General features: G+C 72.7%; 18 protein-coding genes. 10 read left to right on the forward strand and 8 right to left on the reverse strand.

The annotated features are described in order from the left end of the window. Window positions 1-5: 5 nt before the first annotated feature. Together AOK15_RS25445 and AOK15_RS25450 are read left to right on the forward strand one after the other, a co-directional pair. Window positions 6-533 carry a hypothetical protein gene (locus AOK15_RS25445; protein WP_055520702.1) on the forward strand — a complete coding sequence of 176 codons (528 nt, stop codon included), beginning with the start codon at window positions 6-8 and terminating at the stop codon, window positions 531-533. A gap of 259 nt (window positions 534-792) precedes the next feature. After that, entirely contained in the window at window positions 793-1,431 is a 639-nt protein-coding gene (locus tag AOK15_RS25450; protein ID WP_055520687.1) for a class F sortase, read from the forward strand. 36 nt (window positions 1,432-1,467) lie between these two features. Here AOK15_RS25450 and AOK15_RS25455 read toward each other — a convergent pair whose 3' ends face one another. After that, window positions 1,468-2,253 carry a sulfite exporter TauE/SafE family protein gene (locus AOK15_RS25455; protein WP_055520688.1) on the reverse strand — a complete coding sequence of 262 codons (786 nt, stop codon included), beginning with the start codon at window positions 2,251-2,253 and terminating at the stop codon, window positions 1,468-1,470. A 289-nt stretch (window positions 2,254-2,542) separates the two neighbouring features. On the opposite strand from AOK15_RS25455, the gene AOK15_RS25460 reads away from it, so the two are divergent. Genes AOK15_RS25460 through nirD form a run of 3 tightly spaced genes read left to right on the forward strand, consistent with a single transcriptional unit; the run spans window position 2,543 to window position 6,719 of the window. Next, window positions 2,543-3,757 (forward strand): NAD(P)/FAD-dependent oxidoreductase, encoded by a 1,215-nt coding sequence (locus tag AOK15_RS25460; RefSeq protein ID WP_055520689.1) that lies wholly within the window; start codon window positions 2,543-2,545, stop codon window positions 3,755-3,757. Further along, complete coding sequence (gene nirB, locus AOK15_RS25465; protein ID WP_055520690.1) at window positions 3,757-6,372, forward strand: nitrite reductase large subunit NirB; 2,616 nt, start codon at window positions 3,757-3,759, stop codon at window positions 6,370-6,372. The genes AOK15_RS25460 and nirB overlap by 1 nt, the downstream gene beginning before the upstream one ends. Further along, window positions 6,369-6,719 (forward strand): nitrite reductase small subunit NirD, encoded by a 351-nt coding sequence (gene nirD, locus AOK15_RS25470; protein WP_055520691.1) that lies wholly within the window; start codon window positions 6,369-6,371, stop codon window positions 6,717-6,719. Before nirB ends, nirD begins: the two co-directional genes overlap by 4 nt. A 101-nt stretch (window positions 6,720-6,820) precedes the next feature. On the opposite strand, the gene AOK15_RS25475 is transcribed toward nirD, so the two are convergent. The 3 genes from AOK15_RS25475 to AOK15_RS25485 form a co-directional block, all read right to left on the reverse strand. Continuing rightward, window positions 6,821-7,753, reverse strand: a complete 933-nt coding sequence (locus AOK15_RS25475) for an oxidoreductase (protein WP_055520692.1) — start codon at window positions 7,751-7,753, stop codon at window positions 6,821-6,823. A gap of 264 nt (window positions 7,754-8,017) precedes the next feature. Further along, window positions 8,018-9,877, reverse strand: a complete 1,860-nt coding sequence (locus AOK15_RS25480) for a SulP family inorganic anion transporter (RefSeq protein ID WP_055520693.1) — start codon at window positions 9,875-9,877, stop codon at window positions 8,018-8,020. Next, a complete protein-coding gene (locus AOK15_RS25485; protein ID WP_055520694.1) occupies window positions 9,874-10,530 on the reverse strand; it encodes a carbonic anhydrase in 657 nt (218 codons plus the stop codon). Before AOK15_RS25485 ends, AOK15_RS25480 begins: the two co-directional genes overlap by 4 nt. A gap of 274 nt (window positions 10,531-10,804) precedes the next feature. Between AOK15_RS25485 and AOK15_RS25490 the strand changes: the two genes are divergently transcribed. The 3 genes from AOK15_RS25490 (at window position 10,805) to AOK15_RS25500 (ending at window position 14,973) form a co-directional block, all read left to right on the forward strand. Continuing rightward, entirely contained in the window at window positions 10,805-11,899 is a 1,095-nt protein-coding gene (locus AOK15_RS25490) for a response regulator transcription factor (protein WP_055520695.1), read from the forward strand. Continuing rightward, window positions 11,896-13,608 carry a sensor histidine kinase gene (locus AOK15_RS25495; RefSeq protein ID WP_055520696.1) on the forward strand — a complete coding sequence of 571 codons (1,713 nt, stop codon included), beginning with the start codon at window positions 11,896-11,898 and terminating at the stop codon, window positions 13,606-13,608. The genes AOK15_RS25490 and AOK15_RS25495 overlap by 4 nt, the downstream gene beginning before the upstream one ends. A gap of 207 nt (window positions 13,609-13,815) precedes the next feature. Then, window positions 13,816-14,973, forward strand: coding sequence for an alkaline phosphatase PhoX (locus AOK15_RS25500; protein WP_055520697.1), 1,158 nt, complete (start codon window positions 13,816-13,818; stop codon window positions 14,971-14,973). A gap of 116 nt (window positions 14,974-15,089) precedes the next feature. On the opposite strand, the gene AOK15_RS25505 is transcribed toward AOK15_RS25500, so the two are convergent. The 3 genes from AOK15_RS25505 to AOK15_RS25515 all read right to left on the reverse strand — a co-directional run bounded on the left by AOK15_RS25505 (window position 15,090) and on the right by AOK15_RS25515 (window position 20,069). Then, a complete protein-coding gene (locus tag AOK15_RS25505) occupies window positions 15,090-15,455 on the reverse strand; it encodes a hypothetical protein (protein WP_055520698.1) in 366 nt (121 codons plus the stop codon). Window positions 15,456-15,691: 236 nt separating this feature from the next. After that, entirely contained in the window at window positions 15,692-18,439 is a 2,748-nt protein-coding gene (gene ppdK, locus AOK15_RS25510; RefSeq protein ID WP_055520699.1) for a pyruvate, phosphate dikinase, read from the reverse strand. A 430-nt stretch (window positions 18,440-18,869) separates the two neighbouring features. After that, the gene (locus AOK15_RS25515) at window positions 18,870-20,069 is read right to left on the reverse strand and encodes an ROK family protein (RefSeq protein WP_055520703.1); all 1,200 of its coding nucleotides are present in this window, start codon (window positions 20,067-20,069) and stop codon (window positions 18,870-18,872) included. A 229-nt stretch (window positions 20,070-20,298) separates the two neighbouring features. Here AOK15_RS25515 and AOK15_RS25520 point away from each other — a divergent pair, with 229 nt between their 5' ends. Together AOK15_RS25520 and AOK15_RS25525 are read left to right on the forward strand one after the other, a co-directional pair. Further along, the gene (locus AOK15_RS25520) at window positions 20,299-21,786 is read left to right on the forward strand and encodes an MGH1-like glycoside hydrolase domain-containing protein (protein ID WP_079058696.1); all 1,488 of its coding nucleotides are present in this window, start codon (window positions 20,299-20,301) and stop codon (window positions 21,784-21,786) included. After that, window positions 21,783-23,723, forward strand: a complete 1,941-nt coding sequence (locus tag AOK15_RS25525) for an amylo-alpha-1,6-glucosidase (protein WP_055520700.1) — start codon at window positions 21,783-21,785, stop codon at window positions 23,721-23,723. The genes AOK15_RS25520 and AOK15_RS25525 overlap by 4 nt, the downstream gene beginning before the upstream one ends. A gap of 25 nt (window positions 23,724-23,748) precedes the next feature. Here AOK15_RS25525 and AOK15_RS25530 read toward each other — a convergent pair. After that, on the reverse strand, window positions 23,749-24,829 hold a 1,081-nt coding region (locus AOK15_RS25530; RefSeq protein ID WP_157870367.1), incomplete at its 5' end, for a polysaccharide pyruvyl transferase family protein.

A 24,829-nucleotide genomic window follows, 5' to 3' on the forward strand; every position in this document is an offset into this window, starting at 1 on the left:
GCCCGCTGACCGGCACCGCGCTCGCCGTCCTCGCCCCGGCCCTCACCGCGGCTCTCCTCCTCCCCTCCGCCCCGGCGTACGGCGGGGAGGACCGTGGGCGGCTGGAGTTGACCCCCGCCGATGTCATCCCCGGTGACGAGGTGACCGCCCGGACGGCGGCCTGCGGTGCGGGCGGTACGGGTGCGGGCGACGCCAGCGCGGTCGGGGCCGGCTCCTTCCCGCTCGTGCCCGGCGCCGGGCACGACTGGCCCAGCGGGCGGTTCGAGGTGCCGCCGAGCGCCCAGCCGGGGACGTACGAGATCGTCGCGACCTGCGCGAAGGGCGGGCGGCGGGTCGCCGGGGACCTCGTGGTCTCGTTGACCGGCGGTCACAGCGCGCCGCCGACGCATCCGAGAGGGAGTGTGAAGACGGGGGTCGGCGGCGCACTCGGCACCGACCCCACGCAGACCGCGGCCGGCGTGGTGGCTCTTGCCGTCGCCGTCGCGGGCGGTACCTGGCTCCTGCATCGCCGGGCGAGAGGCGACAGGATCTGACGGACGCCCTCCGCAGTCCGTCCGCCGGTACCGCCGTCCTCCTCCCCTCCGGGCCTTACGCCCCTTCGGCCCGGAGGGGAGGAACAAGACGAACGAAGGGGGGAACGAGCGGACAAGGAACGCTGTCTCTCCCTCTCTCCTTCCCCCCCCCACGGCCGGTCCGGGCGCCACGACCGGTCCGGGAGCCCACGGCCGGTCCGGGCGCCACGACCGGCCGCCGGGTCTGGAGGAGATCCCGTGCGATGCCTGAGGAGTCCCCGTGCGGCGGTTCGTCGACGTCTTCCTGACCGGTGTCACCGTGGTCGCCCTCTGCTGCGGTGTCTGGCTGGTGCGCAGCGGTACCGCCTCCCACGCGCCCCCGCAGCCCTCGGCCGCGCAGGGGCTCGGCCGGGGGCAGGGTCGTCCGGGGCCCGAGGCGCCGGTCGTGGCCGCCCTGGCGCCCTCGCCTCCGGAGCGGATCCGGATTCCCTCGATCCGTGTGGACGCCCCGCTGACCGGGCTCGGTCTCACCCCCGCCGGCAGCCTCGACGCGCCGCCCGCAGAGCAGAAGAACCTCGCCGGCTGGTACGCGGCCGGCACCGGGCCGGGCGAGCGGGGCACCGCGATCGTCGCCGGGCACGTCGACAACGCGGACGGGCCCGCCGTCTTCTACGACCTCGGCGCGGTGCGACGCGGCGCCACGATCGAGGTGGACCGGCGGGACGGCGGCACGGCCGTGTTCACGGTGGATGCGGTCGAGGCGTACGCCGCGCGGGACTTCCCCGACGAGAAGGTGTACGGGACGGCCGCGCGACCGGAGTTGCGGGTCATCACCTGTGGAGGCCCGTACTCCCGCTCGACCGGCTACGAGGGGAACGTCGTCGTCTTCGCCCACCTCACCGGCAGCCGTCCCCGCTGAGGGGAGCCCGCGCCCCGCCCCTTCCCTCCGTCCTCCTCATGCCAGCCACTGTTCGTACGCCATCTTCGCCACCAGCGTGAACACCACCGTCAGCAGCACGACCCGGACGAAGCCGCTGCCCTTCTTCAGTGCCGTGTGCGCGCCGACCGTGCCCCCGACGAGGTTGAACACGGCCATCAGCGCGGCCAGCTGCCAGTACACCGTGCCCTTCCAGGCGAACGTGGCGAGGGCGCCGGCGTTGGTGCAGCAGTTGACGATCTTCGCGGTGGCGGAGGCGGTGACCAGGTCGAGGTGGAGGATCGCGGTGAGGCTGAGGACGAGGAACGTGCCGGTGCCGGGGCCGACGAGACCGTCGTAGAAGCCGATGCCGACGCCCGCCAGGCCGATCGCGGCGAGGACACGGCGGGGCGAGACCGGGCCGGTGGCCGGTGCCGTGCCGAAGGAGGGGCGCAGGATCACGAACGCGCCGACGCCCAGGAGGACGACCATGACGACCGGTTTCAGGATCTCCGTGCTCATCCCGGCGGCGACGAACGCGCCGGCCGTCGAACCGGCGAGCGCCGCGAGACCGATACGGACGGCGATCCGTACGTCGACGGGGGTGCGGCGGGCGTAGGTCACGGCCGCGCCGGTGGTGCCGACGATCGCGACCGCCTTGTTGGTGCCGAGGGCGTACTGCGCGGCGGAGGCGCCGTTCGGCAGGCCGAGGAGCAGGGCGGGCAGGAGCAGCAGCCCGCCGCCGCCCACCACGGCGTCGATCCAGCCGGCCGCGAGGGCCGCGAGGCACAGGACGACGACCATGGTCAGCGATATGTCGGGCATGATCGGACCCTACGGGGCGACATAGGTGTGCCGTCCATCGACCTGAGGGTTTTCTGAGGTTCTCCGTCGGCCCGCTCGCGGCGGGGAGCGATCGGGCGCCGTCCTCCCGTATACGCCCGCGCCGCGGCCGTCTCTCCTGGTCAGGGGTGGTCCCGGCGTTGTTCTCACACCCCACCCCGGCCCTTCGGAAACCCCTCACACTCCCGTGCGGGCCGTGGGGAGGGCAGCGTTCCTCGCGGGAAACAGAGGTGATGCGGTCGGGTAACACCGGCACCGCACGCTCAAGGACATGACCTCGAATGAGCGTGTGGTGGTGATCGGCTCCGGCCTCGCGGGCGTACGTCTCGCCCGGCGGCTGGGAGAGCTCGGTGTGCCCGCCACCCTGGTGGGCGAGGAGGAGCACACACCGTACAACCGGGTGCTGCTCGCCGATGTCCTGGCCGGGCGGTACGCGCCCGAGGTCATCGCGCTGCCCGCGCCGCCTCGGCTGACCCGTGGCCGGGTCGTCCGTATCGACCGCGAGACGCGAGCCGTCCATCTCGCGGACGGTACGGAGATCGCCTACGACACCCTCGTCCTCGCGACCGGTTCGAACCCCGTGCTGCCGCCGCTGCGCGGCCTGTGGGACCCCGAGCGGCACGAGTTCCCCGAGGGTGTGCACGCCTTCCGGACCATGGACGACTGCCTGGGACTGTCGAAGGCGGTGCGGCCGGGCGTACGGGCCGTCGTCATCGGCGGCGGGCTGCTCGGCGTCTCCGCGTCGCGGGCCCTCGCCCGGCGCGGCGCCCAGGTCGTCCTCGCCCAGCAGGGCGAGCGGCTGATGGAGCGCCAGCTCGACCCGTCGGCGTCGAAGCTGGTCCGCCGGCATCTCACCGACCTGGGTGTCGAGGTGCACACCGAGACCCGGGTGCGTGCCGTGCGCAGCATCGGCGGGACCGTGCGATCGGTGTCGCTGGCCGACGGGTACGCGCTCGACGCGGACCTCGTCGTCATCGCCTGCGGAGTCCACCCCCGCGTGGGTCTCGCGCAGGACGCGGGACTCGCGGTGCACAAGGGCGTCATCGTCGACGAGGAGCTGCGCACCTCCGACCCGCACATCCACGCGATCGGCGACTGCGCCCAGTTCGAGGGCACGGTCTACGGGCTCGCCACGCCGGCGCTCGAACAGGCCGACGTACTGGCCGAGTTGCTGGCGGGGGACACGGGCTCCCGCTACACCGGCACCCGCGCCCTGACCCGGCTGACGCTCGCCGGTCAGGACTTCCTCGATCTCGCCGCGTTCGGCGAGCCCGACCCCCGGCCCGGTGACGACGTCATCCAGCTCGCGGACGCCACCCGCGGCACCTACCGCAAGGTCGTCGTCCGCGACGACCGCCTGGTCGGCGGGGTGCTCGTCGGCGAACTCGGCACCGTCGGCGCGCTCGCCCGCGCCTGGGAGGGAGCAGAGCCGCTCCCCGACAACGGCCCTCTGCTCCACCTGCTCACCAACGATGGAGGCTCCTGATGACCGCCACTGGGGCGAACCCCACGATCGTGCTCGTCGGCCATGGCATGGTCGGCCAGCGCTTCCTCGAAGCGCTCGCCGAGCGCGGCCTGACCGCCACGCACCGCGTGGTCGTGCTGTGCGAGGAGCCGCGCCCCGCCTATGACCGTGTGGCACTGACCTCGTACTTCTCGGGCAAGACGCCCGAGGACCTGTCGGTGACGGACATGGCGTTCATCGAGAGTCACGGCATCGAGCTGTATGTCGGCGACCCCGCCGAGACCGTGGACCGCGAGGCCCGCAAGGTCACCGCGCGGTCCGGGCAGATCTTCGACTACGACGTCCTCGTCCTCGCCACCGGCTCGTACCCGTTCGTGCCGCCCGTCCCGAACAAGGACGCCGAGGGCTGCTTCGTCTACCGCACCATCGAGGACCTCCTCGCGATCGAGGAGTACGCGGGAAGCCGGGCGCGGGTGGGTGCCGTGGTCGGCGGCGGTCTGCTCGGCCTGGAGGCGGCGGGCGCGCTCAAGGGCCTCGGAATCGAGTCGCACATCGTGGAGTTCGCGCCGCGGCTGATGCCGGTGCAGGTCGACGAGGGCGGCGGCGCGGCGCTGCTGCGGACCATCGAGGAGATGGGCCTGTCCGTGCACACCGGGGTGGGCACGCAGGAGATCGTCGTCGGCGAGGACGGCGCGGTCACCGGCATGAAGCTGTCCGACGGCTCCGAACTCGCCACCGACATGGTGGTCTTCTCCGCCGGTGTCCGCCCCCGCGACCAGCTCGCCCGCGACTGCGGTCTGACGGTCGGCGAGCGCGGCGGCATCACCGTCGACGAGCAGTGCCGTACGGTCTCCGACCCGAACGTCTTCGCGATCGGTGAGTGCGCGCTGGCCGCCGACGGCCGGGTGTACGGGCTGGTGGCCCCCGGTTACGAGCAGGCCGAGACGGCCGCCGCGACCATCGCCGCCGACGAGGCGGAGCAGCTGTCGTTCACGGGTGCCGACCTGTCCACCAAGCTGAAGCTCCTCGGCGTGGACGTGGCGTCCTTCGGGGACGCGCACGGCACCGCCGAGGACTGCCTGGACGTCGTCTACTCCGACTCCCGCTCGGGCCTGTACAAGAAGCTGGTCATCGGCCGGGACGGCACGCTCCTCGGCGGCATCCTGGTCGGCGACGCGGAGGCGTACGGCACCCTGAAGGCGTTCACCGGGTCGGTCCCGCCGGTCTCCCCCGAGTCGCTGGTACTGCCCGCCGGTGCCGGGGAGTCCGCCCAGCTCGGCCCGACCGCGCTGCCGGACGACGCGATCATCTGCTCCTGCAACAACGTCCGCAAGGGCACGATCCGCGAGGCCGTCACCGAGCACAAGTGCACCACCGTGCCCGAGGTGAAGAAGTGCACCAAGGCCGGTACGACCTGCGGCTCCTGTGTGAAGGTCCTCGGCCAGCTGGTCAACGCCGAGCTGGAGGCCGGCGGCGTCGTCGTCGACAAGGGCCTGTGCGCCTGCTTCTCGCAGACCCGCGAGGAGCTGTACGAGATCGTCCTGGCGCTGCGCATCAACACGTACCAGGACCTGCTGGACCGCTACGGCCGCGAGGAGGCCCGCGGCGGCGACGGCTGCGAGATCTGCAAGCCGGCCGTCGGCTCGATCATCGCCTCCCTCGCCCCGGCGATCGGCGCCGACGTCTATGTCCTGGACGGCGAGCAGGCGGCCCTCCAGGACACCAACGACCATTTCCTCGCCAACCTCCAGAAGAACGGCTCGTACTCGGTCGTCCCCCGCATCCCCGGCGGTGAGATCACCCCCGAGGGCCTGATCGTCATCGGGGAGATCGCCCGCGACTTCGGCCTCTACACCAAGATCACCGGTGGTCAGCGGATCGACATGTTCGGCGCCCGCGTCGAGCAACTCCCGCTGATCTGGACCCGGTTGGTGGACGCCGGCTTCGAGTCGGGCCACGCGTACGGCAAGTCGCTGCGCACGGTGAAGTCCTGCGTCGGGCAGACCTGGTGCCGCTACGGCGTCCAGGACTCCGTCCGCATGGCGATCGACCTGGAACTGCGCTACCGGGGGCTGCGCTCCCCGCACAAGCTGAAGTCGGCGGTCTCCGGGTGCGCCCGCGAGTGCGCCGAGGCCCAGTCGAAGGACTTCGGTGTCATCGCCACCACCAACGGCTGGAACCTGTACGTCGGCGGCAACGGCGGCGCCACCCCGCGCCACGCGGACCTGCTGGCGCAGGACCTCTCCGACGCCGAGCTGATCCGCCTGATCGACCGCTTCCTGATGTTCTACATCCGCACGGCCGACCGCCTGGAGCGCACGTCGACCTGGCTGGAGCGGATCCCCGGCGGACTGGACCACGTGCGTGACGTGGTCGTGGAGGACTCCCTCGGTATCTGCGAGGAGCTGGAGTCGCTGATGGCGGCGCACGTCTCCCACTACCGCGACGAGTGGGCCGACACCATCAACGACCCCGAGAAGCTCGCCCGTTTCGTGTCCTTCGTGAACGCCCCGGACACGCCCGACCCGGTCGTGGGCTTCGTGCCCGAGCGCGACCAGATCAAGCCCGACCTGCCGCTCCTGTCCATCGGCCTGCGCCCCGCCGAAGACGTCCTGGAAGGAACCGCCCAGCGATGACCCTGGCACCCGAGACGACCGACCTGAAGGTCCACCTGCGGCTCACCGACGGCTGGCTCACGGTCTGCGACCTGAGCGCCCTGCTGCCGGGCCGCGGTGTCGCGGCCCTGCTGCCCGACGGCGAGCAGGTGGCCCTGTTCCGTGACCGCGCGGGCACCCTGTACGCCATCGACAACCGCGACCCGTTCGGCGGCGCGGCGGTCCTCTCCCGCGGCCTCACCGGCTCGCACCAGGGCCGGCCGTTCGTCGCCTCCCCCCTGCTGAAGCAGCGCTTCGACCTGGAGAGCGGGCAGTGCCTCGACGACGAGGCGGTACGCATCAGGACGTACGAGGTGCGGGCGTCGTAACCCCGCCCGACACTGAAACGGCTCCGGCGCCGGAACGGGCACACACCGATCCGGCGCCGCCGCGTCCACACGCGGCGGGTACGAGGCGCCGCAGCCCCGGTTCAGGACTTCAGCTGGTCGAACGTCACGCCGGTCAGCCGCTCCGAGCGCTCCCAGAGGAGTTCGCCGGCCCGGTCGTCGAGGGTCCAGGGGGCGCGCGGCGACCCGGCGGTCGCGCCGCCCCACATCAGGAACCGGGGGCCGATGAAGGAGTCGGGTGCGACGCCGGGCGCGGTGGCCGCGTACAGCGTGGGCAGGGCGCCGCCGTCGGCGGACTGGGCGAAGAACCGGTTGCCGACCCGCATGAACCGCTCGGTCGCCTTGCGACCCTCCGCCTTGGCCCCGGCGGTCTGGAGGTTCGTCGCCGCGTACCCGGGGTGGGCGGCCGCGGCGACGACATCGGAACCGGCCGTCGCGAGCCGCCGGGCCAGCTCGTGCGTGAACAGCAGATTGGCCGTCTTGGAACGGCCGTACGCCAGCCACCGACCGTACTTGCGCGCGGTGTCCAGGTCGTCGAGGTCGATGTTGGCCCGCAGGTGCATCCCGCTGGAGAGCGTCACGACCCGCGCGCCGGGGGTGGCGAGCAGCAGGGGCGCCAGCAGGCCGGTGAGGGCGAAGTGCCCGAGGTGGTTGGTGCCGAACTGCGTCTCGAACCCGTCGGCGGTACGGCCCTCGGCCACGGCCATCACGCCCGCGTTGTTGATCAGCAGATCGAGCCGCTCGTAGGTCTCCTCGTACGCGGCGGCGAACTCCCGCACGGAGGCGAGGTCCCCGAGGTCCAGCCGCAGCAACTCGACGTGGCCGCCGGGCACCTCGCCCCGCATCCGCTCCAGGGCGGCGAGACCCCGCTCCTCACTGCGGCAGGCGAGCACGACCCGGGCGCCGCGCCGGGCGAGTTCACGGGCGGCGACGTACCCGATGCCACTGTTGGCACCGGTCACGACGGCGGCACGACCGCGCTGGTCCGGAATGTCGCCCACGTTCCACCCCGCCATACCGCCACCCCTCTGAAGCCGAAGCGCTCTTGACACCGCCAGCGTAGGAGCAGGCGGGACGGTTGTCTGCGGGTGAGACACGCCGCGGGCCGCTGGCACGCGGGGGCCCCCGGCTTCCTGGAGGGACGGGAACTGCCGGGGCCGTGCGGGCCGCGGGGAAGCGGGGCGCAGCCCCGGCTTCTCAGCGGCGCGGGGAACTGCGCGAGCGACCACGACGGACGCCGCACTCGCCGACGCACCCCCGCCCCCGAGGCGGAAGGCGCCCTACCAACGGGCCCGCGCCTCCTCAACTCCCTCCGACATCGGCCGCGTATCGAGATAGAACCACTCGGCGTCGGGCCCGGGCCCGGCCGACCCTGTCGGCACCTGCACCACCGCCGGTACAGGCAACGGCATCGACACCGGCGGCGACTCCGGCCGCGGCGGCACGGCGCCCCGCCCCGTACCCCGCCCCTCGGGGACCGACCCCGTCAGCTCCGGCATCAGCAGTTCGACCCGTACCCCCGCTCCCCGCTGCTGCGCCACGAACTCCTCGACCTGGCTGCGGCACGCATGGTCGAGATGCGTGACCCCCAGCAGATCGAGCCGGATCCGCGGCTTCCCGGAGGCCGCCGCGTTCTCCAGCGCGTCGATCAAACGCGGCAACCGCAGAAACGTCGCGTTGCCCGCCATGACGACCTTCGCCGTGTCGTCCTCGATGTGCTGCCGCACGACGGTCTGCGACATCCGCAGCGCGGCCAGCACCACACCCGCCGCGAGTCCGAACAGCACCCCTTCGAGCAGCGCCGTCGCCGTGATCACGAGCGTCGTCAGCGTCATGACGGCGAACTCCCCGCGGTCCTGCCGCCACATCTTGGGGAACTCCTCCGGCGCGAACAGCTTCCACCCGCTGTGCACCAGCACGCCCGCGAGCACGGAGATCGGGATGAGGGCGAGCACCTGCGGCAGCAGCAGCGCGAAGGCGAGCAGCCACAGCCCGTGGAGCGTACGGGAGAGCCGTGTCCTGGCCCCGGCCTGCACGTTCGCCGAACTCCGGGCGACGACGGCGGTGATGGGCAGCGCGCCAAGGAGACCGGCGACCGTGTTGCCCGCGCCCTGAGCGACCAGCTCGGTGTTGTAGCGGGTGCGCGGCCCGTCGTGCATCCGGTCCACCGCGGCGGCGGTGAACAGGCTCTCCGCCGAGGCGATCACCGTGAACGTGAGGATCGCCGTGATGATCCCCGCGTCGGCGAGCCCGGCGAGCTGCCCCGGTCCGGGTACGTCCACGGAGGCCAGCAGGTTGCCGACCTGGAGCGTCCGCACCTCGACGCCCGGCAGGGAGGCGACGGCGATACCGATGCCGACCGCCACGAGCGCGGCCGGCATCTTCCTGACGGCGGCCGGACCGGGCAGCCGCTTCCACAGGAAGCTCAGTACGACGGTGACGATGCCGAGTCCGGCGGCGACGAGCGCCTGCGGATCGGTCACGGTGTCGGCGATCAGCCCGGGGACTCCGGCCATGTTCTCGAAGGGGGTGCCCGGCGCTTTGGCGTCGGTCATCGGGTACAGCTGGCTGAACATCAGCGGCAGTCCGATGCCGGCGAGCATGCCCTGGACGACGGCGAGGGAGATCGCCTGGAACATCCGGCCCAGTCTCACCAGGCCCAGCACGATCTGGAGGATGCCGGAGAAGAGGACGATGACGCCGAGCATGGCGACGCCGAACTCCGTCACCGTCTCGGCGACCAGTGCGGCGAGCCCGGCCGCCGGCCCGCTGACCTGGAGGGTGCTGCCGCGCGCCGCGCCGACCACCAGACCGCCGATCACCCCGGAGATGATGCCGAGCTCGGCGGGGGCCCCGGAGGCGACGGCCACGCCGATGCAGAGCGGCAGCGCGACGAGGAACACGACGAGGGAGGCGGTGATCTCGGTACCGAGATCGCCCCCCCCGCCGCCCCGCCCCCCCCCCCGCCCGCCTCCCCGGCCCCGCCCGGCACGCTTCGTGGAGGCGGAGGCGCCGGCGGGAGCCGCCGGGAGCGGCGCCTCGGGCGGCCCCCACTCCGCTCCTGAAGGGCCGCGGCCCCGGTCGTTCGGGGCGGGCCTCCGGTGGGCGCCCGCCGCGTGCCGGCCGTGCGCGCCGCTCATGAGCCGTGCACCTCGAAGCCGCCGTCCTCGTCGAGTTCATGGATCGTGCCGGTGTCGATCTCGTAGTACCAGCCGTGCAACCGCAGCCGTCCGGAGTCCAGTTGCTGCCGGGCGACGGGGTACTCGCGGAGCACGGCGAGCTGGTTGCGGATGTTCAGCTGGACGACCTCGCGCAGGGCGGGGTCGTCGGACGCGGCGGCGACCCCCGTCACGGGCCCGTCCTCACCGTCCGCCCCGCCTCCGTCGCGCAGGACGGGGGCGAGCGCGGGCCGGGCGTAGTCGAGCCACGCGTCCACCCTGGGCAGCCCGGACAGGTCGGCGCGGTACTTCAGCGCGCCCATCGCCCCGCAGTGCGAGTGCCCGCAGACGACGATGTCCTGAACGCCGAGCACCTCCAGTGCGTACTCGATGGTGGCGGCCTCGCCGGAAGCCGCTCCGTACGCGTCGTGCGGCGGCACGATGTTGCCCGCATTCCGTAGCTCGAATATCTCTCCGGGGCGCGCTCCGGTGATCAGCGCGGGAATCACTCGCGAGTCCGAGCAGGTAATGAACAACGCCTCGGGAAATTGCCCGACGGCGAGTTTCCGGTATTCGTCGCTCTCGAAGTCGACCCGGCGCCTGAACGACCGGGCGCGATCCAGCAACGCCTTCATCTTGCCCTCCTAGCTGCTTCCGACCAGGTAGGACGACCGTAGGGGGGCGATGACCAGAGGAAGGTTAAGCGAACACTAAAACGCCGCCAGGGTTTCCGCAGATTTCAGCCAGGGCGCGCTTCTCCGCAGCTCGACCGGCTGAATACAAGCGGTTTCTGAGGGTCATTTCACAATGCTCCGAATTCACTGCGCATCACTGTTCGGTCTCTTGTAGCGTGGTCGACCCCACAGCACGGAACCGTGTTGTACGGACCCTTTGGAGAGACAGGACGCCATGGGCGTACGAGTGCTGCTCATCGAGGACGACGAGACGATCGCCGAACCGCTCGCCGACGGGCTGCGCCACTTCGGCCTGGCGGTCCACCATGTGGCCACCGGCGCGGACGGGCTGAGAGGTCCGCACGGCGATGTCGTCCTGCTGGATCTCGGTCTGCCTGACATGGACGGCATCGACGTCTGCCGCGGCATCCGCCGGTCCTCCGACGTCCCCATCATCATCCTCAGCGCGCGGGGCGAGGAGGCCGACCGCGTCCTGGGCCTGGAGCTGGGCGCCGACGACTACCTGGCGAAACCATTCAGCATCCGCGAACTGGTGGCTCGGATCCGGGCGGTGTCCCGACGCCACCAACGGCCCGGCCCCGAGGCGGGGACACATGACGCGACCGGCACGCGGCGCGGCATCGGTGCCTCGCCCGAGTACGACTGGGCGACGGCGTACGAGACTCCCGCGCACGGCACCCCTGTGAACGAACGCCCTGTCCACGAACCGCCTGTCCGCGACCACACCGTCCACGAACCCCCCACCCACCGGACTCCCGCCTACCAGTCCCCCACCTACGAGCCGCCTGTCCACAGGCCGCCCGTCCACGTGCCTTCCCCCTATGAGCCGCCCGTCCACGAGCGCCCTGTCTACGCACCCCCCTCCTACGAACAGGCCCCGGCCGAGCCCCGTGACGCCTCCGGGGTGGGCGGCACGGGCGGCACCGGCAGCCCGGGCGACCGTTCCGTGCCGTCGCCCGGGCCGCTGGTCGTGGACCGGCGGACGCGGCAGGTGTGGGTGGGGGACGTGCCGGTCGCGTTGACGCCGAAGGAATTCGAACTGCTGGCGCTGCTCACCGAGGACCCGGGGGCGGTCTACTCCCGGCAGCAGATCCTCAACCGCGTCTGGGACGACCACTACCAGGGCCCCACCAAGACCCTGGATGTCCATGTCGCCACCCTGCGCCGCAAGTTGGGCGACCCGGCGTGGATCCAGACCCTGCGGGGTGTCGGCTTCCGGCTCGCCGTCCGCGGACCCGGGCCAGGCCAGGGCCGTGGGCCGGGGCCCGGTCCGGGCCGGCACCAGACGCCCGAGGCGGCGGCCTCATGACCCGCCGGCTGCTGCTGAGCTACCTCAGCCTCGCCGCCCTCGTCCTGCTGGGCCTGGAGATCCCGCTGGGCTTCGTCTACTCGCGGGCCGAACGCGAGCGGATCGTCAACTCCGCCAACGACGAGGCCGAGTCGGTCGCCGCGTTCGCCGCGCTGTCCCTCGCCGCCCGGCGTCCGGACGAACTCGCCGAGCGGGCAGCGCACTGCGCCGAGCGCATCGGCGGCAAGGTGGTCATCGTCGACGCGCGGGGGAACCTGCTGGCCACCTCGCACGACCTGTCCGCGGAGGAGAGGCGGGACCTGGCCTCCCTCCCCGAGATCTCCGCCGCGCTCAAGGGCCGCGCCACCACCGACGTACGCACGACGACGACCGGCGGGGTCCACTACCTGTCCGTGGCGGCCCCCGTCGGCCACACGGCCACGGCCACCACTGCCGACACCGCCGACACCGTCCCAGTCCCGGCCCCAGCTCCAGCCCCAGCCGCCTCGACGGTCACGCAGGCGGATGAGCGTACGACCCCACGCCCCGCCGTATGGACAGCCACCGACGAAGCCCCGGCCCCGCACACCGGCACAGCCTCACGCACCGACACAGCCCCACGAACCGGCCCGGCCCCGGCCGCCGCCACCACCCCGGCCTCCGTCGGTGCGACCCAGGGTGCCGTGCGCGTCACCCTGCCCACGACCATGGTGCACGCGCGCGTGTTCGCGGTGTGGCTGCTCCTCGTGCTCGCCGGGCTGGCGGTGCTCGCCGGCGTGACGGTGGCGGCGTTCGCGTTCGCGCGGTGGGCGGGGCGGCCCATCCGGCAACTGGAGGAGGCCACGCATCGTCTCGCCGAGAGCGGGGCGGCCACCTCCGTGAAGGTCACCTCGGGCCCGCCGGAGGTGCTCCGCCTGGCGGCGGCCTTCAACACGACGGCCGCCCGGCTGGAACACCTGCTGGCATCGCAGCGGGCCTTCGCCGGGGAGGCATCGCACCAGCTGAAGACACCGCTGGCGGCGCTGCGGCTGCGCCTGGAGAACCTGGAGCCGGACATCGCTCGGCCGGCCCGGCCGAGCCTCGACGCCGCCGTCACCGAGACCGACCGGCTGGCCCGGATGGTCGAGGGACTGCTCGCGATGGCCCGCCTGGAGGAGACGGCGGCCATCCCGGTCCAGGTCGAGGTGGGCGCGATCTGCGCGGAACGGCACCGCACCTGGGGCCCGTTGTTCGAACGGGAAGGCGTCTCGCTGGTCCTCTTCGCGGGCAGCGTGGGCCCGGTGACGGCATTGCCCGGGGCCGTGGAGCAGCTCCTCGACAACCTGCTCTCCAACGCGCTGCGGGCCTCACCGTCCGGCAGCACGGTCACCATGGAGCTACGGCTCCACGCCCCGGCCCGACGGGGCCTGCGCGACGCCCGGCCCGCCTGGGTCGACCTCCATGTCACCGACGAGGGGCCCGGGATGACGGCCGAGCAGCGGGCCCGTGCCTTCGACCGCTTCTGGCGCGCCCCCGGCGCACCCAAGGGCGGCACCGGGCTCGGTCTCTCCCTCGTCCAGCGGCTCGCGCACGCCAGCGGCGGCGAGGTCACGCTCCACGAGGCGGCCACGGGCGGTCTGGACGCCGTCGTCCGCCTACCCTCGGCGGAAGCGCCGGTCCCGCCGGGCGGCCACGGTTTCGGTGCGCGTCCCGGTCCGCGCAAGCGCGAGGCGCCGCCGCTGCCCGCGTGAACCGGGGCGCCCCGGCTCGGGGGCGCGCGTCGCTCGGCGGGCGCGGCCCCGCCCCCGTCCGGGCTCCCGTCCGGGGGCCGTCCGAGAACGCCCCCGCACGGCCATTGATTGTCCATGCTCCGTCAATCACGATCCCCTAAGTTCCGTCACCGCGCGACCCCGCCGCCGACCGGCAGGCGGGCCGGTCCACGCACCTTTGGAGCGACAGTGGAACGTCGTACCCTGCTACGCGCGGCCGTCCTCGGCGGCACCTCGACCGCGTTCGGCGGAACCCTGTGGCGCGGCGCCGCGTACGCCGCGCCCGCCCAGCCCGGCGCGGGCCCGTACGGTGCGCTCGGCGCGCCGGACGCGGGCGGCCTCAGGCTCCCCGGCGGTTTCACCAGCCGGGTCGTCGCCCGCTCCGGCCAGCGAGTCCCCGGCACGTCGTACACCTGGCACAACGCGCCCGACGGCGGGGCCTGTTACGCGGACGGCGGCGGCTGGATCTATGTCTCCAACTCGGAGATCAGCCCGTCCGGCGGTGCGAGCGCGCTGCGGTTCTCCTCGACGGGCACGATCACCTCGGCGTACCGCATCCTCTCGGGCACCCGCACGAACTGCGCGGGCGGCAGGACGCCCTGGAACACCTGGCTGTCCTGCGAGGAGGTCGACCGGGGATACGTCTACGAGACCGACCCGTGGGGTGTGAAGGCGGCGGTGCGCCGGGACGCGATGGGCCGGTTCAAGCACGAGGCGGCTGCCGCCGATCCGACGCGCGGGGTCGTCTACCTGACGGAGGACGTCACCGACGGCTGTTTCTACCGCTTCCGGCCGACGACCTGGGGCGATCTGTCGTCGGGCACGCTGGAGGTCATGGTGGCCGGCACCGGCACCAGCGGCCCGGTGACCTGGGCCAGGGTTCCCGACCCGTCCGGCGCGACCGCCACCCGCAACCAGGTGTCGGGCGCCAAGCGCTTCAACGGCGGCGAGGGCTGCTACCACGCCGACGACACGTGCTGGTTCACGACGAAGGGCGACAACCGCGTCTGGCAGTACGACGCGGCCGCGCAGACCATCGAACTCGCCTACGACGACTCCCTGGTGACCGGCGGCAACGCCCCGCTCACCGGTGTCGACAACGTCACCGGCACGGCCTCCGGCGACCTGTTCGTCGCCGAGGACGGCGGCAACATGGAGATCTGTGTGATCACCCCGGACGACATCGTCGCCCCGTTCCTCCGCGTCGACGGCCAGTCCGCCTCGGAGATCACCGGCCCCGCCTTCTCCCCCGACGGCCGCCGGCTGTACTTCTCCAGCCAGCGCGGCACCAGCGGCAGTTCGTCGGGCGGCATCACGTACGAGGTGACGGGACCGTTCCGCACCTGAGCAATTCCCGAGGGAATTACGCGCTCGTGGGGGTGCTGCGGGGATCGGCGACGGGCGGGGCGGGGCCGCGTCGCCGGTGCCGATCCCCCGGCCGTCCCGTTCACGGGACGGCCGGCTCAGCGGAACTCGTGAGTGACCTCGATGCGGCCCACGATGTGCGCGTTGAACGCGTCGAGCTCCTCGGCGGGCACCCACAGCTCCAGGATCGTCTCGCCGCCGGCCTGGCGCACCGGGTAGCGGCGCAGGAACCCGGTCTCGACCTCGAACCGGGTCACGAAGCCGGCCCCGCTGTGCTTCACGTTCCAATCCCGCGCGATCCGCACGGCGTAGTCCTCGTTGAGGACGGGGTAGAAGATCGGCTGCTCGGGAAGGCGCGGCGGCCAGGCCCTCCACCCCGACTCCCGCACCAGCGCGAGCTCCTCGGGGCCGGTGGGACGCCACAGCGTGGTCGTCTCGGACGGCGTCGGGCGCGGCGTGCTCACGGAACTCACCTTCGGGTGCGGGCCGACTGCCGGAGCGCGGTCGGCGGAGCCCCCGACGCTACCGACAGCCCGGCCTCACGGGCCACGGAGTTTCCCTCGCACGGAAAAGGCGGCACCCCCCGCACGGGGTGCCGCCCCTTTCTCGTGATCCGGAACCGCCGCCCATCGGTGAGGGTCGGTCGGGGACAAGCGGCGGTTCCGGGGTCCGGGGTGCGAGGCGGGTGCCTCGCGGCCCGCTAGCGGTGGTCGCTGCCCTCCGACTGTGTCGCCGCGCGGCCGGCCTCCAGACGGGCCACCGGGATGCGGAACGGGGAGCAGGAGACGTAGTCGAGACCGACCTCGTGGAAGAAGTGGACCGACTCGGGGTCACCGCCGTGCTCGCCGCAGACACCGAGCTTGAGGTCGGGGCGGGTGGCGCGGCCGGCCTCGGCGGCCAGCTTCACCAGGGAGCCCACACCGTCCTTGTCGATCGTCTCGAACGGGCTGACGCCGAAGATGCCCTTCTCCAGGTAGGCCGTGAAGAAGCTCGCCTCCACGTCGTCCCGGCTGAAGCCCCACACCGTCTGGGTGAGGTCGTTCGTGCCGAAGGAGAAGAACTCCGCTGCCTCCGCGATCTGACCGGCGGTCAGCGCGGCCCGCGGCAGCTCGATCATCGTGCCGATCGCCAGCTTCAGCTGCGTGCCGGTCGCCGCCTCGACCTCCGCGACGACCTGGTCGGCCTCCTCGCGGACGATCTCCAGCTCCTGGACCGTGCCGACGAGCGGGATCATGATCTCGGCGCGCGGGTCGCCCTTGGCGTTCTTCCGCTCGGCCGCCGCCTCCGCGATGGCCCGGACCTGCATGGTGAACAGGCCGGGGATGACCAGGCCGAGGCGGACGCCGCGCAGACCCAGCATCGGGTTCTGCTCGTGCAGCCGGTGGACGGCCTGGAGGAGTCGGAGCTCGTTCTCGTGGGGCTCCTGGCGGGACTCCGCCAGGGCGACCCGGACCGACAGCTCGGTGATGTCGGGCAGGAACTCGTGCAGCGGCGGGTCGAGGAGACGGATCGTCACCGGCAGACCGTCCATCGCGGAGAACAGCTCGACGAAGTCCTGCTTCTGCAGCGGGAGCAGCGCCTTCAGGGACTCCTCGCGCTCCGTCTCCGTGTCGGCCAGGATCAGCCGCTCCACCAGCTCACGCCGGTCGCCGAGGAACATGTGCTCGGTGCGGCACAGTCCGATGCCCTGGGCGCCGAAGCGGCGGGCGCGCAGCGCGTCCTCGGCGTTGTCCGCGTTGGCGCGGACCCACAGCCGGCGCTTGCGGTCGGCGAAGGCCATGATCCGGTGGACGGCCTCGACCAGTTCGTCGGCGTCGTTGGCGCCGGCGTGCATCCGGCCCTCGAAGTACTCCACGACCGGGGACGGGACGACGGGTACCTCGCCCAGGTAGACCTTGCCGGACGAGCCGTCGATGGAGATGAGGTCGCCCTCCTCCACCACGTGCCCGCCGGGCACGGTCATCCGGCGGCGCTTGGTGTCGACCTCCAGCTCCTCGGCGCCGCAGACACAGGTCTTGCCCATGCCGCGGGCGACGACGGCCGCGTGGGAGGTCTTGCCGCCGCGCGAGGTCAGGATGCCCTCGGCGGCGATCATGCCGTCGAGATCGTCGGGGTTGGTCTCCCGGCGGACGAGGATGACCTTCTCGCCGGACCGGGACCACTTCACGGCCGTGTACGAGTCGAAGACGGCCTTGCCGACGGCCGCGCCCGGCGAGGCGGCGATGCCCCGGCCGACCTGCTGGACCTTCGCCTCCTCGTCGAAGCGCGGGAACATCAGCTGCGCGAGCTGCGCCCCGTTGACGCGCTGGAGCGCCTCGGCCTCGTCGATGAGGCCCTGGTCGACGAGCTGGGTGGCGATCCGGAAGGCGGCGCCCGCCGTGCGCTTGCCGACGCGGGTCTGGAGCATCCACAACTGGCCGCGCTCGATGGTGAACTCGATGTCGCAGAGGTCCTTGTAGTGGTTCTCCAGCGTCTCCATGATCTGCATCAGCTGGTCGTACGACTTCTTGTCGATCGACTCCAGCTCGGCCAGGGGGACGGTGTTGCGGATGCCCGCGACGACGTCCTCGCCCTGGGCGTTCTGCAGGTAGTCGCCGTAGACGCCCTGGTGGCCGGAGGCGGGGTCGCGGGTGAAGGCGACGCCGGTGCCGGAGTCGGGGCCGAGGTTGCCGAAGACCATGGAGCAGACGTTGACGGCGGTGCCGAGGTCGTGCGGGATGCGCTCCTGGCGGCGGTAGAGCTTCGCGCGGTCGCCGTTCCAGGAGTCGAAGACGGCCTTGATGGCCAGGTCCATCTGCTCGCGGGCGTCCTGCGGGAAGTCCCGGCCGGCCTCCTTCTTGACGATCTTCTTGAAGGTGGTGACGAGCTTCTTGAGGTCGGCGGCCTCCAGCTCGGTGTCGACCGTGACGTTCTTGGTCTCCTTGGCCTTGTCGAGGGCGTCCTCGAAGAGTTCGCCGTCGACGCCGAGGACGGTCCTGCCGAACATCTGGATGAGCCGACGGTAGGAGTCCCACGCGAAGCGCTCGTCGCCGGCCTGGTCGGCGAGGCCCTTCACGGACTTGTCGGAGAGGCCGATGTTCAGGACGGTGTCCATCATGCCGGGCATGGAGAACTTGGCGCCGGAGCGGACCGAGACGAGGAGCGGGTCGTCGGCCTGGCCGAGCTTCTTGCCCATGCGCTTCTCGAGCGCCTCCAGATGGGCGCTCACCTCGTCACGCAGTGCCGCGGGCTCGTCACCGCTGTCCAGGTAGACCTTGCAGGCCTCGGTGGTGATGGTGAAGCCGGGAGGCACCGGAAGACCGAGGTTGGTCATCTCGGCGAGGTTCGCGCCCTTGCCACCGAGGAGGTCCTTGAGGCTCTTGTTGCCCTCGGTGAAGTCATAGACGAACTTCACGCCCTCAACGCTCTGAGCTACGTGGCCTACGTGGGGATCTTTGTTTTCCGACACAGGTCCCAACTCCTTGAGGACGCGGTGGCTGCCCTGACGGCGAGGAACATACCCAGATCGAAGGCTCCTGGGTACGTCCACTTGCGCGTCATGCGCCTGTAACCACCCGTCCGCCAGCAGATCGAAAGTCAAGGCTTGGCAAGGTGTTGAACGGTCATGCGTTCACCTCTTGAAGGCGACATCGCCCAGGACCCGCAATACCCGCTCAGATGAGCGACTATTGACACGTCTGAGTTCGCGCGATGAACGATCAAGGGGTGGCACTCAGTGCCACCCCTTGAAGACCCAGAGTCGCCCGCAATCCGCTCATCTGAGCGCAGCCCTTATCAGAGGTGGCGAGAATCACGCGTTCACGGAGGCCGGGATTTCACCATGCGGACCGCCGCACGGGACGGAAACCCGCCTGTCACACACCCGGCGGACCCACCCGTCACACCCCCAGTGCCGCGAGCCGCTCCTCCGCTCGTTCGGGCGCGTACAGGTACTCGACGACCAGGGCGCCCGCTCCGACCAGTCCCGCCCGCTCCCCGAGCCGGGAGGTGACGACGTCCAGGTGGGCCGTGGAGCGTGGCAGCGCCCGCTGGTAGAGCAGTTCGCGCACGCCCGTGAGGAAGGGGGTTCCGGCCAAGTCCCCGGCGATCATCAGGACGCCGGGGTTCAGCAGGGTCACCACCGTCGCCAGGACGTCGCCCACGGAGCGGCCCGCCTCTCGCGCGAGGGCGGTCGCACCGGGGTGCCCGGCGACCAGCAGGTCGCGCACATCGGAGCCGGAGGCCGCCGGAACCCCGGCCTCGCTCAGCCGCCGCGCGACGGCGCCCCCGCTCGCGACCGCCGCCAGACAGCCGTAGGACCCGCACTTGCACTGGGCGTCCGCGCCGTCGGGCACCCGGATATGGCCGATGTCGCCGGCGCCGCCGTCGACGCCCCGGTAGATCGAGCCGCCGACCACCACGCCGGCACCGATACCCGTGGACACCTTGACCAGCGCGAACGCCGAGCAGTCCGGGTATCCCGTGCGCTGTTCGCCGTACGCCATGAGGTTGGCGTCGTTGTCGACGAGGACGGGGACGCCGGGCGGACCGGCCGCGTGGTCGGCGAAGGCGCGGGCCAGCCGGCCGCGTATGTCGTAGCCGTCCCAGCCCGGCATGATCGGCGGCTGCACCACCCGGCCGGTGTCCCTGTCGACCGGGCCGGGCACGGCGAGCCCGATGCCGCAGACCGCGTCGGCCGACTGCCCCGCCTTCTCCAGCAGTTCGGCGAACCAGCGCCCGAGGCCGTCCAGGACGGCCTCGGGGCCGTCCTCGATGACGAGGGTGCCGGAGTGCTCGGCCTGTATCTCGCCGGTGAGGGAGAGGACGGCGGCGCGGGCGTGGCGGGTGTCGAGGTCGGCGGCGAGGACGACCGCATGCTCGTCGTCGAACTCCAGTGTGATGGAAGGGCGTCCGCCCAGCGGGGAGCCGACCGGGCCGCCGGCGCCCTCGCGGAGCCAGCCCGCACGGAACAGCCGGTCGAGGCGCTGGCCGACCGTGGCCCGGGACAGGCCCGTCGCCTGCTGGAGCGCGCCACGGGTGGTGGCCCGGCCGCTGCGGACCAACTCCAGCAGATCTCCTGCACCGGCGTGACTACCCACCTTCACGACCTCCCGTTCGCGTGGTCCCTCACCCGATCATCCCCGCCCCGGCGGGCCGCCGACGCACCGCTCCCGCGATCGTGCGCGGAGCGTTCCGCGCGACCGCTTGCGCTCACCCTCTTGCGTTCACCAACTCTGCATTACATATTGAGTTTTGCGTGTTAAATAGACGTAACCCTACGGTACCTACTGCCGAACCGGTCGGCACCTTGTCCTCGGGGAGCCCTGAGTGGATCGCACAACCCAGCTCACAGCCCGCCGACCAGGCACGGGCGTCCGCCATGAAGGCGCTGTATACGATCCGGGGATCCGGGGTGGATCGCTGCACCGCGGGGCCGCCGAGGTGCTGGAGGGCAACTGGACGGGGACGTCCACGGTCCCCTCCCGCCGGCTGTACCCCCACCAGTGGTCGTGGGACTCGGCGTTCATCGCGATCGGGCTGAGCCATCTGTCACCGCTGCGGGCGCAGACCGAGCTGGAGACCCTGCTCGACGCGCAATGGGGGGACGGACGGATCCCGCACATCGTCTTCAACCCCTCGGTGCCGCTGGAGGCGTACTTCCCGAGCCCCGACTTCTGGCGCTCCTCGACCGCGGGGCGCGCTGCGGGCGCCCCGCGCACCACCCAGACCTCCGGCATCGTGCAGCCGCCGGTGCACGCGCTGGCCGCGTGGCTGGTGCACCGCTCCGACCCGGGGCTCTCCCGGGCGCGCGGCTTCCTGCCCCGCGTGTACCCGCGGCTCGCCGCCTGGCACCGCTATCTGCTGCACCGCCGGGACCTGGGCGGCGGCGGGCTGGCCTCGGTCGTCCACCCCTGGGAGCAGGGCATGGACAACAGCCCCGCCTGGGACGCGCCCCTGTCCCGGGTGGCCCCGGCCCCGGCCCGTTCCTTCCGCCGCGCCGACCTCGACCACGGCGCGGCCGAGGACCGGCCGACGGATCTCGACTACGGGCGGTACGTGCGGCTGGCGACGGACTACCGGGACGGGGGATACGCCGACGGGCGGGGCGAGTTCGCCGTCGAGGACCCCGCCTTCAACGCCCTGCTCATCGCCTCGGAGCACGCCCTGGCCCGTATCGCCGCGGAGTTAGGGGCGACCGGCACGGCCCGCGATGCCCGGGCGGAGCGGCTGACGGCGGCCCTGGTGGAGCGGCTGTGGGATCCGGCGGAGGAGATGTTCCTGTGCCGGGACGTCATCGGTGGCGGCCTCGTCCCCGAGCGCGGTGTCTCCGGACTGCTGCCCCTGCTCGTGCCCGGCCTGCCCCGCGAGATCGTCGCCGCCCTGGTGCGCACGGCGCACGGACCGCACTTCGGGCTCGGGGACACCACCCGGCTCGTGCCGTCGTACGACCTGCTGGGCGAGGCGTTCGATCCGCACCGGTACTGGCGGGGCCCGGCCTGGTTCAACACCAACTGGATGCTGGAGCGGGGCCTGAGGCTCCACGGGGAGCTGGGGCGGGCGGACGCGCTGCGGACGGCGCTGCTGGAGACCGCGGGCGCCTCCGGTTTCGCCGAGTACGTCGACCCGTACACGGGTGAGCCCTGTGGCGCCCTCGGCTTCAGCTGGACCGCCGCGCTCGCCCTCGATCTGCTGCACCAGGACGACCACGGCCGCCGGGGCGGCGAGGGACCGGACCGCGACGACGACCGGCGCCACGACGGCCGGGCCGGATTCGATACGTGCGACATGAGTGACCAGGGAGGGGACCGGCGATGACGGACCGGCATCACCTGCTCGTGCGCGGCGGCACGTTCGCCGCCGTGGGCGACAGCGGCGACATCAGCGGGCGGCGGGGCGGCAGCTCCCCGGACGGGTTGTTCGTACGGGACGCACGGCATCTGAGCCGGTGGCAGCTCACCGTCGACGGCGCCGTCCCCGAGACGCTCACCCCGGTCGGCGACGGCGACACCGCGCGGTGCGTGCTGGTCCCCCGGGGCGGGCGCCAGGAGCCGCCCGCGTACACGCTCTTCCGGGAACAGGCCGTCTCCGACAGCGCGTTCGTCGAGGCGCTGCGCGTCACCAGCAACCGTCCCGTGCCGACGACGGTCCGGCTCGCGCTCACCGTGGACGCCGACTTCACCGACCAGTTCGAGCTGCGCTCCGACTTCCGCACGTACGCCAAGACCGGCGCCGTCCGAAGGCGTGAGGTCCTCGACGACGGCGTGGAGTTCGGCTACCGGCGTGGTGAATGGCGGTCCTGCACGACGGTCACGGCCGAGCCCGCCCCGGACGCCGTGGAGGAGACCGGGACGGGCGCGCGACGCCTCGTCTGGGCGCTGGACCTGGAGCCGCACGGCTCGGTGGAGCTGACCCTGCGGGTGATGGCCCGCCCGCACGGCGACCGGCGGCCCCTGCGCGTGCCGGCCTCCCCGGCCGCCGTGACGCACCAGGTTCTCGCCTCCGAGGGCGAGTTCATGGAGGGCGTCGCCTTCCCGACCGGCTGGCCGGAGCTGGCCGCGGCCTGCGCGCGGGGCCTCGCCGATCTCGCCGCGCTCCAGGTCCCCGCGACCGGACCGGACGGCGAGAACCTCCGGGTGCCGGCGGCCGGGGCGCCCTGGTTCCTGACCCTCCTCGGCCGCGACGCGCTGCTGACGTCGCTGTTCACCCTGCCCTACCGCCCGGAACCGGCCGCCGCCACGCTCCTCGCGCTCGCCGCCACCCAGGCCGCCGAGGTCGGCGTGGACGCGGTCGCCCAGCCGGGCAAGATCGTCCACGAGGTGCGCCACGGCGAGCTGGCCCACTTCGGGCAGGTGCCGTACGCCCGCTACTACGGCTCGGTCGACGCGACCCCGCTGTTCCTCGTGCTGCTCGGCGCGTACGTGGAGCAGACCGGTGACGTCAGCCTGGCCCGGCGGCTGGAGCCGCAGGCGCGGGCCGCGATCGGCTGGATGCTGGACCACGGCGGCCTCACCTCCCGCGGCTACCTCGTGTACCGCGCCGACCAGGGCGGGCTGTCCAACCAGAACTGGAAGGACTCCCCCGGCGCGATCTGCTCCGCCGACGGCAGCCGCCCGCCCGCCGGGCCGGTGATGGCGGCGGGCGCCCAGGGCTACGCGTACGACGCGCTGCGCCGGACCGCCGCGCTGGCCCGGACCGTCTGGGAGGACGAGGTCTACGCGGCGCTCCTGGAGCAGGCCGCCGGCGATCTCCGCGACCGTTTCCAGCGGGACTTCTGGATGCCGGAGCACGACTTCCCGGCGCTGGCCCTGGACAGCGAGGGCCGCCGGACCGACGCGCTCGCCTCCGACGCGGGACATCTGCTGTGGTCGGGGCTGCTGGACAAGGAGTACGGCAAGACGGTCGGCCGGCGGCTGCTCGAACCGGACTTCTTCTCCGGGTGGGGCGTGCGGACGCTGGCCTCGGGGCAGCCGGCGTTCCATCCGTTGTCGTACCACCGGGGCTCGGTCTGGCCGCACGACAACGCGCTGATCACCCTGGGGCTGGCCCGGTACGGGCTGCACGACGAGGCCCGCACGGTCGCGGGCGGGCTGGTGGACGCGGCCACGGCCATGGGGCACCGGCTGCCGGAGGTGCTCGCCGGGTACGGCAGGGACACGCATCCGGAGCCGGTGCCGTATCCGCACGCGTGTGTGCGGGAGTCCCGGTCGGCGGCGGCGCCGCTGGCGCTGCTGACCGCGGTCGGGGGCGCGTAGGGCACGCCCCCTGGCTCACCGACCGTCAGGGCAGGTCCACCAGCAGCCTGCCCGCGGTCTCCCTCGCCTCCGCCTCGGAGCCCGCCCAGGCCACGGTCGCGCCCGGTGCGGTCGGGGGCCGGTGGGCGGTCCAGGTGTCCCAGTAGCTGCGGATCTTGCCGTAGCGGTCGGGGACGAGGACGTGCGGCAGGGCGAGGAGCAGACCGAGGACATGGCCGTGGAGGCGGTCGGTGACGGCGACCCGGCCGGACGTCAGCAGGCGGCAGCCGCGTGCGAGTTGGAGGCGGGCGAGGCCGTCGTAGGCGGCGAGGAGAGCGGGGGCGGCGCCGACGGGATCGCCCGAGGAGGCCCGGCACAGGGCGCGGGCCCGGCCCCGCCACAGGGTCTCCTTCGCCTGCCGCCACTCGGCGTCCGTGGCCTCGCGGGCCCAGTCGAAGACGTACGGGCCGCCACGCCGGCCGCCGATCGCACCCCGCCGGGCGGGCGAGCCCTTCGCGGACTCCTTGTCCTCCCGGGCCAGCCAGACGACGTCATGGCTGGCCGCGCCGCCGGTCAGCGCGTCCGGGGGCACGGCGAACGCGAGGTCGGGCACGAGCAGCGCGGGTGCCTCGAAGACGGTGCGGCAGCGGTGCAGGCTGTGCCGGTCGCGCAGCAGCAGGGTGAGGTCGGGATGGGCGTCGAAGACCCGGCGGGCGCGGGTGAGGTTGGCGTGGTCCGTGAAGTGCACGGACTGGGGCAGTTGGACGATCCGGCGGTCGGGGAAGTCGCGCAGCACCCGCTCCCGCAGCAGCTGGCTGTCCTCCCAGAGGTCGCCGAGGGTGCCGCCGCCGGTCAGCATGATCGGCCCCTCCGGCACGCACGCGGCGAGGTGGGCGGCGTCGTACGACATCAGGTCACAGGCGTAGCGCACCTCGGCGCCGAGCGCGCCGAGCAGGGCGCGCTGGCCGAGCCAGATCGCGCTGTCGCCCACGTTGGAGTTGAGCGGGGCTCCGATGACCGCGCACCGGGTGCCGACGGGCACGAGCCGGTCCAGGACGGTCAGGAGGTAGGAGACGTGGTGGGAGCAGTGCGGGACGTAGGACGGCGCGGGCGGGGCGGGCACAGGG

The organism is Streptomyces ossamyceticus (assembly GCF_001418475.1).
In the GTDB taxonomy this organism is placed as follows: Bacteria; Actinomycetota; Actinomycetes; order Streptomycetales; family Streptomycetaceae; genus Streptomyces; species Streptomyces ossamyceticus.